This window comes from Providencia sp. PROV272 (genome assembly GCF_049901975.1).
Taxonomy (GTDB): Bacteria; Pseudomonadota; Gammaproteobacteria; order Enterobacterales; family Enterobacteriaceae; genus Providencia; species Providencia stuartii.
On record NZ_CP096291.1, the window covers coordinates 3,079,536 to 3,094,206 of the forward strand.

Below are 14,671 nucleotides of genomic sequence, written 5' to 3' on the forward strand. Positions count from 1 at the left end.
AATTCATTTAAATAAGTTGACAACAAAGTAAAATGGACAGTTCTGATATTGCATTCGATGCCAAGCATATCTGGCATCCCTACACCTCGATGAGCCACCCGATCCCCGCCTATCCCATCGTTGAGGCTAAAGGCGCAGAGTTGATTATGGCTGATGGAAAAACACTTGTTGATGGAATGTCTTCTTGGTGGGCGGCGATCCACGGCTACAATCATCCCGTTCTCAATCAAGCCGCTACTGAGCAGCTACAAAAAATGTCTCATGTCATGTTTGGTGGCATCACTCACCCTTCCGCAGTGAATTTGTGCCGTCAACTCGTTGAGATCACTCCAGCGCCTTTAGAGTGTATTTTTCTTGCCGATTCAGGATCGGTGGCTGTGGAAGTGTCACTAAAGATGGCACTCCAGTATTGGCAGGCAAGAGGGGAAAAGCGCCAACGTATTTTAACTTTACGCCATGGTTATCATGGGGATACTTTTGGTGCGATGGCAGTATGTGATCCTGATAATTCAATGCATGGCCTATACAAAGGTTATCTACCTCCTCATATTTTTGTTGAGGCTCCACAATGTGGTTTTCATGATGAATGGAACAGTGATGATTTATTACCAATTAAGCAGGAACTTGCAGCAAAACATCGCGAAATTGCAGCAATTATACTCGAACCTATCGTACAAGGTGCGGGTGGAATGCGTATTTATCACCCCGAGTACCTAAAAGGCGTTCGTGAGCTTTGTGATCACTATGGCATATTACTGATAGCCGATGAAATCGCGACAGGATTTGGGCGCACAGGCCAATTATTTGCTTGTGACCATGCGGCTATTTCACCGGATATTATGTGCTTAGGCAAAGCCCTCACGGGGGGATATATGACACTATCAGCCACCTTAACAACGCGTCATGTTGCCGAAACGATTAGTAATGGCGAAGCGGGCTGTTTCATGCATGGGCCAACCTTTATGGGGAACCCATTAGCGTGCGCCGTCGCCAACGCAAGCCTAAAATTATTGCTTGAAAGCCCATGGCAGCATACTGTCGCCAAGATTGAGCAGCAGCTCTTAGCTGAATTAGCACCTTTGTCCTCCCACACAAGCGTCAAGCAGGTGCGCGTTTTAGGGGCGATTGGCGTGATTGAGATGCAGCAGCCAGTCAATACCGCTGAATTACAAAAAAAGTTTGTTGAACAAGGGGTTTGGGTAAGGCCATTTGGTCGGCTGATTTATGTTATGCCACCTTACATTATTTCACCGGAACAACTGAGTAAAGTGACAAGTGCAATGAGAAACGTGATTGAGGGGTAAAGATCCCCTCAGTGCTTTGAGGAGATCTTAGTTTAGCAATTAACGCGCTAATACCGTCACCCACATTGGGCCTTTGCCCACTGGGTAGCGACCAATTTGGGTGAGTTTACCTGTAATCGGGTCAATTTCTGAAACAGAAATACTGTCAGATTTTTGCCCGCTAGAAATCAAGAAGCGCCCTGTTGCATCAAGGTTAAAGCCCCTAGGCTGAGCTTCTGTTGGATAAATCCCTTCTAGGGTCAACTCGCGGCCATCATCAGATACTCGGAAATGGCTAATATAGCTATCTGAACGCTCACTCGCATACAGATGACGTCCATCAGGCGTGATATGAATATCTGCCGCCCAACGTTGGCTTTCACGACCTTCCGGGTATACGTTAATATGCTGAACTTGGCGATAGCGAGTAAATTTATGGTAAACGTTAATGGTTGAATCCAACTCATTAACACAATAAATAACTTTGTGCTGTGGATGGAATGCAAGGTGGCGAGGGCCTGCGCCTTTTGCTGAACTGATTTGATCAGCAGAAGCTTCGGTTAAATGACCATCGTCATGCAGATCAAATAAGCGAATATGATCTTCCCCCAAACACGGCACCCATAATTGTTGATTGTCAGCATCAACATGTGAAGAGTGTGGGTTTCGTAGCCCTTCGATCACTTGGATCGCGGTTTGTGGTACACCTTCTTGGTTGATAGGTAAGACAGCCAAATTATGTTGATGGTATGACGGCACAAACAAATACTTACCAGTGTTATCTAATGATAAATGTACCGGTGTACTTGGAATTGCCGTCTCAGCTTTTAGTCTGAGAGTGCCCTTATCTTCAATTTGATAAGTGATTACTCGAAAATTGGGTCGGACACCAATATAAAGGTGCTTTTTATCATGGCTTAATACCATTGGCTGTACTTGGCCTGGTGTTGTCACCGTCTGTAATAACGTCAGTTCACCGGCTTCGTTCATAGACCAAACGTGGATCTGATGGCTTTCGGGGCTAGCAATATAGACAACCTGATTCATCCTGTCTCCTTATGATTCATGATAAAAATATCTTCTTCCATTATGACGGTTAATCTCAGGATAGACTAGCGAATAACAAGCAATCCCCCTCTTTTCAATACATCGCGCCACTAAATTATCTCAAAATGATTAAAACAACAGATTACCAATAACCTGACTCGATTCATTCTGCGCCACTTTAGTTAATCTGCAATATCCGCTAAGATGATAAAATTATTTTAGCACTGGATTATTATCAGGCTAACAGATCCCTTTCTGTTTAGCTGACAACGACAAAAACCATCATATGGCCACTCATTAAGGCATATGTAACCTCAAATCACGTGGAGCCGTTTATGTCATACCGCGTTATTGCGCTCGATCTTGATGGAACACTGCTTGATCCTCAAAAGAAAATTTTGCCCGAATCGCTTGCTGCATTAAATGAAGCACGTCGCCAAGGCGTTAAAGTGTTGATTGTGACAGGGCGCCATCATGTTGCCATTCATCCTTTCTACCAAGAGCTTAACCTTGATACCCCTGCAATTTGCTGCAATGGTACTTATCTTTATGATTATTTAGGTAAAAAAGTTCTTTCTTCAGACCCTATGACACTCGAATCAGCAACACAAATGATTGAAAGGCTGCGTGGCACCGATATTCAACATTTAATGTATGTTGATGATGCCATGCTATACAACGCACCGACAGAAGGGATCAAAAGGACGCTAAGTTGGGCAGAAACCCTGCCAGTGGCTCAACGTCCTAATATTCAGTTTGTCGAAAACTATGCTGATGTCTTACATGATTATCAATCTATTTGGAAATTTGCCGTCAGTTCAGAAAATATCGATCAGCTCAAAGAGGTTGTTCGCGGTATTGAAGATGATTTTGGCTTGGAATGTGAATGGTCATGGGCTGATCAAGTCGACGTCGGCCGCAAAGGAAACAGCAAAGGCCAACGACTAAAACAGTGGGTTGAATCACAGGGTATGACCATGAATGATGTGGTTGCTTTTGGTGATAACTTTAACGATTTAAGCATGTTAACAACGGCTGGACTAGGTGTTGCTATGGGCCAAGCGGTCGATGAAATCAAACAACAAGCAAAACTGGTTACACGTGATAACACCCAACCGGGTATCGCTGAAGTGATCCATAAATACGTATTGTAATTTTATCTATTAGGGGGCCAATAATAAGCCCCCTAATTAACTCATTTTGCCACTTTATGCTGTTCACTCAAGCGGCATGACTTTAGATATCAGCTAACGTACTGTTATGATGTGTAATGGCGGCTTAATGAAACACTTTTAACCTGTGCATAAACTCGACGACCTTTGCGAATAGACAATTCGTCACGCGCCCAACGTGTGATACGCGCCCATAAATAATGCTGTTCGCCTAAATCAAGCTTCACATCCACCTGCTCGCCATCTTCAATCCATTCAACCACTTCCGCTGATAAAATATTACGGATACTGCTGACCTGTGGCTTTTCTAATACTAAAGACACATCAGAGGCATCAATGCGTAAACGCAACTGCCCGCCTCTTTCTGTATCAATACGCGGGATCCATAATTTTTGACTGCCCACAATCACTGCAGTCATCTCATAGTCAGGGTGGTGACCATGACATATCACATTTAACACGCTACTTAATGTCTCTTGTTGGAGCCAAGGACGCAATGCACTGCTTGCCCACACCTCCTCTAATGCTCCAAAAGCTTTAACTTTACCTTGTGCCATCACAATCACTTTATCGGCAAGGCGTAAAATCTCATCTAAGCTATGGCTGACATATAAAATAGGGATTTTGACATCTTGAGACAGTTTTTCTAAATACGGTAGTAGCTCACGTTTACGCGGTAAATCAAGAGAAGCTAATGGCTCATCCATCAATAAAATTTCAGGTGCGGTTAACAGTGCGCGGCCAATAGCGACACGCTGTTTTTCCCCACCTGATAATGTAATAGGAAAACGATTTAGAAGTTTTTCAATGCCTAACAACGTCACAATTTCATCGAAGCGCCCTTTCATTTCGGGAGCCATACCATAACGTAAATTATTCTTGACTCGATAATGGGGAAATAGCCGTGCATCTTGGAAGACATAGCCAATATGGCGCTTTTCGGGCGGCAAGCAGATGCCTTTTTCGATATCGACCAGCGTCCGTCCATTGAGCACAATACGCCCTCGATTAGGCTTGGTTAGCCCCCCTATCACATTAATTAATGAGGTCTTCCCTGCTCCAGATAACCCAAATATGGCAGTAATGCTCTCTGTCGGTAGCGAGGTATTCACTTCAAGCGCTAACTCACCAAGCTGCTGTGAAAAATCCAGCTCTAACATATCAGGCTACCCCCAATCGCTTTTTGCCCCAACGGGTCAGCCATTCTGAAACTAATAGTGAAATTAATGCCAAGATAATAGCAATCACACACAAGCGGGCTGCATCCACTTCCGCCCCCGGTGTTTCAATTAAGGTATACATCGCAAGTGGGATGGTTTGTGTTTCTCCGGGAATATTCGATACAAAGGTGATAGTCGCCCCAAACTCCCCTAATGAGCGTGCAAATGCTAATACCGTTCCCACAATAATACCGGGCAGTGATAATGGGATAGTTATCGTAAAAAAGACACGTAATGGCGTCGCGCCTAATGTTCGAGCCGCTTGCTCAAGTTTACGATCAACGGCTTCGAGCGCTAAACGGATCGCCCGCACCATCAATGGAAAAGCCACCACGGCGGAGGCCAATGCGGCACCGCGCCAGCTAAACGTAAAGCTAAACCCAAACCAGCTATACAGCCATTCCCCAATAAAACCGCGGCGTCCCATACTGATCAATAATAAATACCCCACTACCACTGGCGGTAACACCAATGGTAGATGGATAATACTATCCAGCAGTGTTTTGCCGGGGAAATGACAACGCACCAATACCCATGCAACCAAAATACCTAGTGGCAAACTAAACATGACTGCCACACTTGAAACTTTTAAGCTCAGGTAGATGGCTTCCCATTCATAAGCACTTAACATCTGCAATACTAAAATCCCTTAACGTGGGGTGAAACCGTAACGTTTGAATACTTCTGAAGCGGCTGGCGTTTTCAAATATTCATAAAAGTCACGAGTTGCTTGATTATCTTGGTCTTTCACAATAGCCATTGGATATTCAACGGGTTTGTGCGAGTCTGCTGGAAAAATACCAACGACTTTGACTTTTTGGCTAGCAACGGCATCGGAGCCATACACTATCCCTAAAGGCGCTTCATCGCGTTCAACCAAGGCCATACCACTACGCACATTATTGGTACGTGCTAATAACGGATTGACCGTATCCCATGCCCCTAAATAGCTCAATGCTTCTTTCGCATAAATCCCAACAGGAACATGCTCCGGATCGCCTACCGCCAGACGGCCGCCATCAAGCAGCTTTTTCCAATCCGTTTGTTTATTGATCTCCACCTTTTCAATTTTGGAATCTTTGGGTGCGATCAATACCAACTCATTACCTAATAAAGTGTAGCGCGTGTTTTCAACCATCAAATGCTTATCAATAGCATAATTCATCCATTGCTGATCGGCAGAAATAAATAGATTTGCAGGCGCTCCTTGCTCAATTTGACGAGCAAGTGTCGATGATGATGCATATGATGAGACAACTTCTACTTTGTTTTCTTTCTGATATTGTTCAGAAATTTCATTCATCGCATTTGTCAAAGAGGCGGCAGCAAAAACAGTTATTTTCTCTGCTGCAACCGTATGGCTTGCCATAGAAAGTGTTATCGTGACACCCGCCAACAACGTGATCAAATTTTTTTTCATTTCAGTCCACCCTAATATTAGTTATCACGCTATATATAACAGGATATAACGATAACTTAAAGTCATCGCGTGCAGAAAAGTGTGCTAGCGCAATGAATTGCATCAAAACTTATACCAGAAGCAGAAAAGTGAGGGAAGACTTGCTTTAAAAGCGTATCAACCAAAGACAAATAGATAGAGTTGCCTGTTTCTCAGTATACCACTAAAAAACAGGCGAACTTAAATAGGGAGGAGAGTTATTCCTTCTCTGTATGATGGTGCGGAACGTGAGCTTTAGATAGCAGATTAAAGAAAGCCCCGAGGCCGTAAATTAGCCCCATAATCAAAAACATCACAACGGGAACCATCAACAGGGCAAAGCCCATGCTTTTTAAAATTTCTAACATTAAAGCCTCTTCAGTGATACTGTGCCCACCAGCCAACTGATGCGCTGACGAGGGAAAATAAAGCTGAATTTAAATAATAACGTATATAATAGCGGGATAGCTGTCACTATTGTAGACAAATTCTATTTCTAACGACACACTAAACGTGCTTTTTTATTAAGCGTCGCGATGACAGTTTATTTATATACTCTCACTAATACAAAGTACAACTTGAGTATATTCAATCTGATAGGAAGGGTTATATTTATGCAAGCAGAAATCTTACTGACACTAAAGCTACAAGGGAGTTTATTTGCAGACCCTCGCCGAATTTCATTGCTCAAGCAAATCAAAGCAACAGGCTCTATTAGCCAAGGTGCTAAATTGGCTGGGATCAGCTATAAAAGTGCCTGGGATGCTATCAATGAAATGAACCAGCTTGCTGACGATATTTTAGTGGATAGAGCCACTGGCGGTAAAGGTGGTGGTGGCACAACATTGACCCACTATGGGGAAAGACTGCTACAGCTATACGACTTACTGGCACAAATTCAGCAAAAAGCCTTTGATGTTCTCAAAGAAGACACATTACCTCTTGATAGTCTTCTAGCCGCGATTTCCCGTTTTTCATTGCAAACCAGCGCGCGTAATCAGTTTTTTGGTACTCTGATTGCTCGTGACCATCACCAAGTTCAACAACATGTCCAAGTGTTATTGGCCGACAATAAAACCATCATTAATGCCGCTCTTACAGAACAGAGTGCCAACCGTCTACGCCTTACTGAAGGTAAGGAAGTACTCGCTCTGATTAAAGCACCTTGGATAAAATTGACGAAGCAACCAATAAAAAATAGTGAATTTGACAATCAACTCGCTGGGAAGATAACCGCACTTGAACGTGGTCAAGAAAACAGCGAAGTGATCGTGACCCTATTAGGTGGTGAGAGCCTATGCTCTACCCTCAGTAACCAAGAAGTCGATAGCCAACAATTGCAGCTCAACGATAATGTCACAGCGCTATTTAATGCCGATCAAGTGATTATTGCCACACTATGCTAACCACGTGCACTTATCTAAATACGCCATTTCCTCACCAATAGATAAGTGCAAGCTTGTTTTTTGTGCGCCTTTCTCCAGTGAATGATTGACTTTATCTGTAATCATGATTATTTGTTGAGGTGACAGGTAAATAACGACAAAAATAATGACAAAAATAAGGAAGTGGCATGAAAGCAATCACCCTTCGTCACAGCAGCTTTAAGCTCAGTGACACACAAACACTGGATATTCCTGAATTAGCCATTAATCAGCATGAAAGTTGGGCGTTTATTGGGGCCAATGGTAGTGGTAAGTCATCACTTGCAAAAGCGTTATCAGGGGAACTAAAACCACTCTCAGGTATTGTGGAAAATAGCTTTGTATCTCCCGTACGCCTCTCTTTCGAACAACTGCAAAACATGATTAATGAAGAGTGGCAGCGTAATAACACGGATCTGCTTAGTGAAGATGAAGACGATACCGGATATACCGCCGCTGAAATTATCCAACTCCACCACCGAGACAATGAATACTGTCTTGAACTGGCCACAAAATTTGGCATTCACGATCTGCTTTCTCGACGCTTTAAATATCTGTCAACAGGGGAAACACGCAAAGTTTTACTCTGCCAAACCCTTATGGGGGAACCTGATTTATTAGTGCTTGATGAGCCTTTTGATGGCCTTGATGTCTATTCACGAAATAATCTGAGCGAGTTACTTAGCAGCTTATCTGAAAAAGGGTTAACAATTGTATTGATCCTGAACCGATTTGATGAGTTACCCGACTTTATTGACAATATGGGCGTATTAGCCGACTGCAAACTGACTTTATCAGGCAGCCGTGAGTCAGTACTTGCTAACACGTTAATCACCCAGCTTCAACATAGCGAAAGCTTAAAACATCTCACTATCCCTGAAATGGAAGATCCAACGGCTGAAGCCCCACTTCCTAGCGATATTCCACGGGTTATTTTGAAAAACGGCGTGGTCAGCTATAACGACAAACCGATTTTGCATGGTTTGAACTGGCAGGTTAATCCCAGTGAGCATTGGCAAATTATCGGCGAAAACGGTGCAGGGAAATCCACGCTATTAAGCCTAATTACCGGAGATCATCCTCAAGGCTATAGTAATGATTTAACGCTATTTGGTCGTCGCAGAGGCACAGGTGAGACGATTTGGGATATCAAACGCCATATTGGTTATGTTAGTAACAGCATTCATCAAGAGTACCGCGTCGCGACTAGCGTGATTAATGTGATCATCTCTGGGTTCCACGACTCAATTGGTTTATATCAGACACCTTCTGATCGCCAAATTCAACTGGCTTATGAGTGGCTAGCCCTACTCGGTTTTCCCTCACAAACAGCACAACAACCTTTCCATAGCTTATCATGGGGTCAGCAACGACTTGTGCTTATCGCACGCGCCTTAGTCAAACATCCGGCTGTTTTGATTTTAGATGAGCCACTTCAAGGGCTAGATGGTTTAAACCGTTTATTAGTCCTACGTTTTATTGATGTAATGCTCAGCCAAGGCACGACTCAGCTTCTTTTTGTTACTCACCATCAAGAAGATGCGCCAACTTGCATTACCCATCGATTGAAGTTTGTTCCTGATAACGGCAAATATCGTTATGACATAGAAACTGTCGAGCAACAAACGGTCTAACCGCGCCATCATTGGGGTCGATAATGTTTGATTATCGACCTAAATTAATCTAATGATTAGTTCGCACACTTAATACTCAGCTATATAACCTGTTTATTTATATTAATTTTTTATCATTCCAGACCAATAGCTGTGCTTTTTCCTCGGAAAATAACTGAAAACAATTACACTGTGCCGCTTTAAATAATTCGAATAGATTTTAGGAACAACGTATGGCCAGTTGGTTTATTTTGGCGGCTTCACTCACAACACTTGCAACGCATCGATTTATTGCCACATTTTTACTCTTACTTGCGACAACAATAGCACTATTTACGGGTGTACTAAGTTGGCAAGCAATTCTCTTATTTGTCGCCATTATTGTCATTGGCGTGATAGGTTGGCGCTTTCAATATCATGTCTGGGTCAAAGTTATTAGCGAGGTCACGCTTGTTATCTGCTCTGTAGGCCTATTGATTCATTTTTTCCCAGGATTTCATAACCTCAAATACCTCGATAGCGTGATTGTTGGCGAGCAAAGCAGACCATTTACCATGTACTTTAACTTTGATAAGGCCTTGGTTCCTTTTGTTTTGTTATTTTGTCTCCCCAGCCTATTTTCAGCTCAAGCCCCCAAAACAGCAAAACCTTGGCAATGGTGGTTACTGATCATTGCCGTTCCTATGTTATTGGTTGTTGCTGCCATTGCGGGAGGACTAGGTTTTGAGTGGCATTTGCCGACTTGGTTACCTGCATTCATTATTTGCAATTTATTATTTGTCTCATTAGCCGAAGAAGCATTATTTCGTGGCTATCTCCAGCAGCGCCTCACTCAATGGTTTGGCTCCCCTTATCTTGCATTAATCGTGTGTGCCTTAGTGTTTGGGGCTGTGCATTTCGCGGGAGGCCCGTTGCTGATCCTTTTTGCGACCCTTGCAGGGATTATTTATGGACTAGCATGGATGTGGAGTGGCAAATTATGGCTTGCTGTATCGTTTCACTTCGGGTTAAATCTATTGCATCTGTTATTTTTTACTTACCCAGTCAAAATGGTTGCTGGATAAAAAACAAGCTGATTAAGGTACGATTTTTATCCAAATAACCGACTGACTATCACTTTTTTGATTTGGTTTGGGTAAAACATCAGTTGTGACTAGCGTTCGGATTGACTATCCCTATAATGTAAGTCAGCAATGATTCATTTTAATTTGAATGTACTGATAGGAGTTTAAGCTATGGCTGTAACTAAACTGGTTTTGGTAAGACACGGTGAGAGCGAGTGGAACAAAGAGAACCGTTTCACTGGCTGGACTGATGTTGAGCTGTCAGACAAAGGCCGTGAAGAAGCAAAAAATGCAGGCCAACTGCTGAAAGATGAAGGCTTTGTCTTTGATTTCGCCTATACCTCAGTTCTGAAACGTGCTATCCATACCTTATGGAACATCCTTGATCAGGTTGATCAGCAATGGCTGCCTGTTGAAAAGAGCTGGAAACTAAATGAGCGTCACTATGGTGCACTGCAAGGTCTAGATAAATCAGAAACTGCGGCTAAATATGGTGATGAGCAAGTTAAACTCTGGCGCCGTGGTTTTGCCATCACGCCACCTGAGCTAACAAAAGATGACGAACGTTTCCCAGGCCACGATCCACGCTATGCAAAACTGTCTAGCGAGGAACTGCCAGTAACAGAAAGCTTAGCAACAACCATTGAGCGTGTTGTGCCTTACTGGGAACAAGAGATCAAACCACGTGTTGCGGCGGGTGAAAAAGTGATTATTGCAGCTCACGGTAACTCACTGCGTGCGCTGGTAAAATACTTGGATAACATGGGCGAAGAAGAAATTCTTAACCTCAATATCCCAACAGCAGTGCCACTGGTTTATGAGTTTGATGAAAACATGAAACCAATCAAACATTACTATCTTGGCAACCAAGATGAAATCGCTGCAAAACAAGCAGCGGTTGCCAACCAAGGCAAAGCAAAATAATTAAAGTTAAATAAAGTAAAGGGTTGGCTAATCGCCAACCCTTTTTGTATGACATATTCCAATGAATAATAATACGTTAAAAATTAAAATAGATATCTAACGCCTAACACAAGCTCTTGTGACTTAAGGTGCGCTTTCATCTGCTCATCCTGTATGCCACGCGCATTGGCAAAACGATTCATACCGCTTTCGATTTTCCCTAAATCAATATAACGATATCCCAAGTCAAAATTTAATTTATCAATAGGCTCGTAACTTACACCAGCGCCAATCGAGTACGCTAAGTTAGTGTCAGTATTGCTACCATATTGACGTGCGGCATTACCTTGCCATCCCGATGATTTCACTTTTGCAACACCCAATCCCACGGTGCCATACACTGAAATCCCTTGGTAGATATCATAATCACGATAAACATTCAGCATTAAACGCTGCGATTCCGTTTTGTGATGATTAAAGCTGGTTGAAAAAGCGGTTGAGCCACTGGTGTACTCCGCTTTTTTATTAAAACTATACTCCCCTTCGGTACGCCAGCCATTACCATACTGATAACCCGCTGCAAGAGAAGCATTGTAGAAATCATCTTTATCATCACCAGAAACAAACTGGCCAATCCCTGGGCGGAGACTCGTATCCATACTATCCGCTTTTTGCCACACTTTAGAAAGTCGTGCGGAACCGTAATATCCCTCTTGGTTAGTTGACGCAAAAGCACTTCCCATCGTGCTGATTAATGCAAATGTTAACGATGCAAGTTGTAACTTCCTCATTAATATTTCCCTTTAGTTATAATATCGAAAAGGGATTATTTACTTTAGAGACCATTAAAGAAAGAGAAGTTTTTTGAATGATTTGTTCATTTTTACTGAAAACAAAAAATATAAAACTAAGATAATAAAAATAAACAAACTATAATAACGAGTAAATACAGTGAATAGCTCGACAAGAAAAATCTTAAATATTGATTTTTCCTTGCATTATTTATTCATGAGCAGAAAGGCCACAAAAACCCCTTTTACAGGTATTTTTAGCGGATCGTGATTTAAGGTATTTTGGCGTTTTATTTTTGGTAGTGCGATTATGTTCATCATGAACTCATCCGAAAATAGCTCAACACAACCAAAAAGTAAGTTTAGATTGCTCTATCGCTATCCACACCATATCGGTCAATAGCTTTAGAGATTCTAATCTCATAATAAGTAATAGGAGAGTGGTATGCTGCCTGTCGGTTTACCAATCTAAAGAGTACGATTCTCCTATCTAATAACGTAAAAAAGCCAGAGCAACAAGACTCTGGCTTCCTATATGAAATACTATCGATTACTTCTGGCGACGAGCAATCACCGCATCAGACAATTGGCGCAATACTTTTTCTGTATCATCCCATCCGATACATGCATCAGTGACACTTTTCCCATAAACCAGAGGCTCACCTGACTCTAGGCTTTGATTGCCTTCAACAAGGTGGCTTTCGATCATGACACCTGTAATAGAGCGATCACCTTGGCGTAATTGCTCACTGACGTCATCAGCAACTATCATTTGTCTTTCAAATTTCTTGTTACTGTTTGCGTGGCTAAAGTCAATCATAATGCTGGGGGTTAGACCTGCATTCACTAGCCCTTCGCGCACCGCCTTAACGTGTTCCACACTGTAGTTTGGCTCTTTACCACCACGTAAAATAATGTGGCAATCTGGGTTCCCGCTAGTATTGACGATTGCAGAATGCCCCCATTTGGTGACCGATAAGAAACAATGCGGTGAACGTGCTGAATTAATCGCATCAATAGCGATCTTAATCGTGCCATCTGTTCCATTTTTAAAGCCAACTGGGCAAGAGAGACCAGAAGCCAATTCACGATGTACTTGCGATTCTGTTGTGCGTGCACCAATCGCCCCCCAGCTCATTAGGTCAGCGACATATTGAGGGCTGATCATATCGAGAAATTCACCTGCGGTCGGCAGGCCTTGGTCATTAATTTTCACCAATAGTTCACGGGCAATACGTAGCCCTTCATTGATATTAAAGCTATTGTCCATATTAGGGTCATTAATTAGCCCTTTCCAACCTACTGTGGTACGCGGTTTTTCAAAATACACACGCATCACAATTTCTAGCGAATCTTTGAGTTCTTCTCGTAACTTATTAAGGCGCTCGGCATATTCCAGAGCAGCTTTAGTATCATGAATAGAGCAAGGACCAATCACAACCACAAGGCGATCATCTTCGCCTGACAGTATATTATGGATGGCGAGACGTGCTTCATGAACGGTAAACGCCGCTTTGTCCGTCGCTGGAAACTTCTCCAACAACGCAATTGGTGGCAATAATTCTTTTATTTGTTTAATTCTGACGTCATCGTTCTGATAATTCATACCCGTTAATCCAATGTTTATTTTTTTATATAGATGATTTACATACCCTATGGATTCCAATAGCAGGCCGATGGTAAACACTTACTTTTAAGCGAAGAGAGATTCTCTTACCACTCACAATGCTGCAACTTGAAAGACGACAGGTATCGAAATTTTAATCTAACCGTTCAGCCGCCTTCTGTAAACAGGCAAGCTTAGTATGAAATAGTTAGTTTTAAGCTTTCAGATTATAAAATGAGGCTAAAGGCGATTAAACAGCACAATAGCCCCATATTTAGGGGGAATTTTAGAGTAAAAAACAATAAAAACGGCAAAACATCGATAATGTTACTTTAGCCGTTTTATTGTTAATTTTCGTCACCGTGGTTTATGAGAGGGGCACAGAGCCGTTTTGTTTTGCCGATTTCACCCAAAGCCTTGAACCATTCAGCGCGATACCTAGCAAAATGAGGTACTCTAATGACATCGCATATACCCCTTGCTTATAGAATACGATAATACTAATTACGTTGATGATCACCCATAAAAGCCAATTTTCAACGTACTTACGCGTCATCAGGATCATTGCAACCACAGATAATACTGTCATGGTCGAATCCCAGAATGGAAATGCATCGGGTTCTAACACAGGCATTGTTAGGTTAGCGCCAAACAGATTCAAAATGTTAATTGCCCATTCCGCCAATACCCCAAAGACCCAATCAATATTGTATGTTAGGTAAATGATCACAAATAAAGAGATGATCACTGTTATCGTCGCCTTAGGCAGGCTTAACCAGCGAATTTTCAGTTCCGTTTGTTGCTGGTTATCCACTCGGCTCCACGCATACCAACCATAAATATTGGCGATAAAGAAAAATACCTGTAAAAGTAAATTAGCATACAGTTGGATTTGAAAAAAAATCACCCCAAACAGCGTCACATTGATTAAACCAAACAAGTAATTAATGGTTTTTTCAAGACTAGCTAGCAAAATACATAACAAACCAGCCACTGTTCCTACTGCTTCGATGTATGACAATTCATACACACTATCCCATAGAGGAATATTCACTAATACATTACTTGTGCTAAAGAAATCCATCCCAAAATCCTTCTCTCAACCCTATG

At 42.3% G+C, this 14,671-nt stretch carries 14 protein-coding genes; 6 read left to right on the forward strand and 8 right to left on the reverse strand.

Annotated features, from left to right (window positions below; genetic code table 11):
• Nucleotides 1-32: 32 nt before the first annotated feature.
• Complete coding sequence (gene bioA / locus M1E93_RS14180; protein ID WP_004917823.1) at nt 33-1,304, forward strand: adenosylmethionine--8-amino-7-oxononanoate transaminase; 1,272 nt, start codon at nt 33-35, stop codon at nt 1,302-1,304.
• 39 nt (nt 1,305-1,343) lie between these two features.
• Here the strand turns inward: bioA and pgl are convergent, their stop codons facing one another.
• Entirely contained in the window at nt 1,344-2,330 is a 987-nt protein-coding gene (gene pgl / locus M1E93_RS14185; RefSeq protein ID WP_004917821.1) for a 6-phosphogluconolactonase, read from the reverse strand.
• Between the two features lie 335 nt (nt 2,331-2,665).
• Here pgl and M1E93_RS14190 point away from each other — a divergent pair, with 335 nt between their 5' ends.
• The gene (locus M1E93_RS14190) at nt 2,666-3,484 is read left to right on the forward strand and encodes a pyridoxal phosphatase (RefSeq protein ID WP_004917819.1); all 819 of its coding nucleotides are present in this window, start codon (nt 2,666-2,668) and stop codon (nt 3,482-3,484) included.
• Nucleotides 3,485-3,588: 104 nt separating this feature from the next.
• On the opposite strand, the gene modC is transcribed toward M1E93_RS14190, so the two are convergent.
• The 4 genes from modC to M1E93_RS14210 all read right to left on the reverse strand — a co-directional run bounded on the left by modC (nt 3,589) and on the right by M1E93_RS14210 (nt 6,528).
• Nucleotides 3,589-4,662, reverse strand: a complete 1,074-nt coding sequence (gene modC / locus M1E93_RS14195; protein WP_004917817.1) for a molybdenum ABC transporter ATP-binding protein ModC — start codon at nt 4,660-4,662, stop codon at nt 3,589-3,591.
• A 1-nt stretch (nt 4,663) separates the two neighbouring features.
• Nucleotides 4,664-5,353: a molybdate ABC transporter permease subunit gene (modB, locus tag M1E93_RS14200; protein WP_004917815.1), complete on the reverse strand. Its 690-nt coding sequence runs from the start codon at nt 5,351-5,353 to the stop codon at nt 4,664-4,666.
• 18 nt (nt 5,354-5,371) lie between these two features.
• Nucleotides 5,372-6,142: a molybdate ABC transporter substrate-binding protein gene (gene modA / locus M1E93_RS14205; RefSeq protein WP_014657767.1), complete on the reverse strand. Its 771-nt coding sequence runs from the start codon at nt 6,140-6,142 to the stop codon at nt 5,372-5,374.
• Nucleotides 6,143-6,378: 236 nt separating this feature from the next.
• The gene (locus M1E93_RS14210; protein WP_014657766.1) at nt 6,379-6,528 is read right to left on the reverse strand and encodes an AcrZ family multidrug efflux pump-associated protein; all 150 of its coding nucleotides are present in this window, start codon (nt 6,526-6,528) and stop codon (nt 6,379-6,381) included.
• Nucleotides 6,529-6,774: 246 nt separating this feature from the next.
• Here M1E93_RS14210 and modE point away from each other — a divergent pair, with 246 nt between their 5' ends.
• The 4 genes from modE to gpmA all read left to right on the forward strand — a co-directional run bounded on the left by modE (nt 6,775) and on the right by gpmA (nt 11,185).
• Nucleotides 6,775-7,566: a molybdenum-dependent transcriptional regulator gene (modE, locus tag M1E93_RS14215; RefSeq protein ID WP_014657765.1), complete on the forward strand. Its 792-nt coding sequence runs from the start codon at nt 6,775-6,777 to the stop codon at nt 7,564-7,566.
• Between the two features lie 167 nt (nt 7,567-7,733).
• Complete coding sequence (gene modF, locus M1E93_RS14220) at nt 7,734-9,218, forward strand: molybdate ABC transporter ATP-binding protein ModF (RefSeq protein WP_053110327.1); 1,485 nt, start codon at nt 7,734-7,736, stop codon at nt 9,216-9,218.
• A gap of 212 nt (nt 9,219-9,430) precedes the next feature.
• Nucleotides 9,431-10,261 carry a CPBP family intramembrane glutamic endopeptidase gene (locus M1E93_RS14225; protein ID WP_104873341.1) on the forward strand — a complete coding sequence of 277 codons (831 nt, stop codon included), beginning with the start codon at nt 9,431-9,433 and terminating at the stop codon, nt 10,259-10,261.
• Nucleotides 10,262-10,432: 171 nt separating this feature from the next.
• Complete coding sequence (gene gpmA, locus M1E93_RS14230) at nt 10,433-11,185, forward strand: 2,3-diphosphoglycerate-dependent phosphoglycerate mutase (RefSeq protein ID WP_004917803.1); 753 nt, start codon at nt 10,433-10,435, stop codon at nt 11,183-11,185.
• Between the two features lie 83 nt (nt 11,186-11,268).
• Here the strand turns inward: gpmA and M1E93_RS14235 are convergent, their stop codons facing one another.
• From M1E93_RS14235 to pnuC, 3 genes are all read right to left on the reverse strand, one after another.
• A complete protein-coding gene (locus M1E93_RS14235) occupies nt 11,269-11,955 on the reverse strand; it encodes an outer membrane protein (protein ID WP_004917800.1) in 687 nt (228 codons plus the stop codon).
• A gap of 550 nt (nt 11,956-12,505) precedes the next feature.
• Nucleotides 12,506-13,561 (reverse strand): 3-deoxy-7-phosphoheptulonate synthase AroG, encoded by a 1,056-nt coding sequence (gene aroG, locus M1E93_RS14240; protein WP_104873340.1) that lies wholly within the window; start codon nt 13,559-13,561, stop codon nt 12,506-12,508.
• A gap of 367 nt (nt 13,562-13,928) precedes the next feature.
• Nucleotides 13,929-14,645: a nicotinamide riboside transporter PnuC gene (pnuC, locus tag M1E93_RS14245; RefSeq protein WP_004917797.1), complete on the reverse strand. Its 717-nt coding sequence runs from the start codon at nt 14,643-14,645 to the stop codon at nt 13,929-13,931.
• Between the last annotated feature and the right edge of the window lie 26 nt (nt 14,646-14,671).

What these genes read in the sequence shown, in the direction of transcription:
- bioA (WP_004917823.1), top strand. Translation starts at nt 33, where the DNA reads ATGGACAGTTCTGATATTGCATTCGATGCCAAGCATATCTGGCATCCC.
- pgl (WP_004917821.1), bottom strand. Translation starts at nt 2,330, where the DNA reads ATGAATCAGGTTGTCTATATTGCTAGCCCCGAAAGCCATCAGATCCAC.
- M1E93_RS14190 (WP_004917819.1), top strand. Translation starts at nt 2,666, where the DNA reads ATGTCATACCGCGTTATTGCGCTCGATCTTGATGGAACACTGCTTGAT.
- modC (WP_004917817.1), bottom strand. Translation starts at nt 4,662, where the DNA reads ATGTTAGAGCTGGATTTTTCACAGCAGCTTGGTGAGTTAGCGCTTGAA.
- modB (WP_004917815.1), bottom strand. Translation starts at nt 5,353, where the DNA reads ATGTTAAGTGCTTATGAATGGGAAGCCATCTACCTGAGCTTAAAAGTT.
- modA (WP_014657767.1), bottom strand. Translation starts at nt 6,142, where the DNA reads ATGAAAAAAAATTTGATCACGTTGTTGGCGGGTGTCACGATAACACTT.
- M1E93_RS14210 (WP_014657766.1), bottom strand. Translation starts at nt 6,528, where the DNA reads ATGTTAGAAATTTTAAAAAGCATGGGCTTTGCCCTGTTGATGGTTCCC.
- modE (WP_014657765.1), top strand. Translation starts at nt 6,775, where the DNA reads ATGCAAGCAGAAATCTTACTGACACTAAAGCTACAAGGGAGTTTATTT.
- modF (WP_053110327.1), top strand. Translation starts at nt 7,734, where the DNA reads ATGAAAGCAATCACCCTTCGTCACAGCAGCTTTAAGCTCAGTGACACA.
- M1E93_RS14225 (WP_104873341.1), top strand. Translation starts at nt 9,431, where the DNA reads ATGGCCAGTTGGTTTATTTTGGCGGCTTCACTCACAACACTTGCAACG.
- gpmA (WP_004917803.1), top strand. Translation starts at nt 10,433, where the DNA reads ATGGCTGTAACTAAACTGGTTTTGGTAAGACACGGTGAGAGCGAGTGG.
- M1E93_RS14235 (WP_004917800.1), bottom strand. Translation starts at nt 11,955, where the DNA reads ATGAGGAAGTTACAACTTGCATCGTTAACATTTGCATTAATCAGCACG.
- aroG (WP_104873340.1), bottom strand. Translation starts at nt 13,561, where the DNA reads ATGAATTATCAGAACGATGACGTCAGAATTAAACAAATAAAAGAATTA.
- pnuC (WP_004917797.1), bottom strand. Translation starts at nt 14,645, where the DNA reads ATGGATTTCTTTAGCACAAGTAATGTATTAGTGAATATTCCTCTATGG.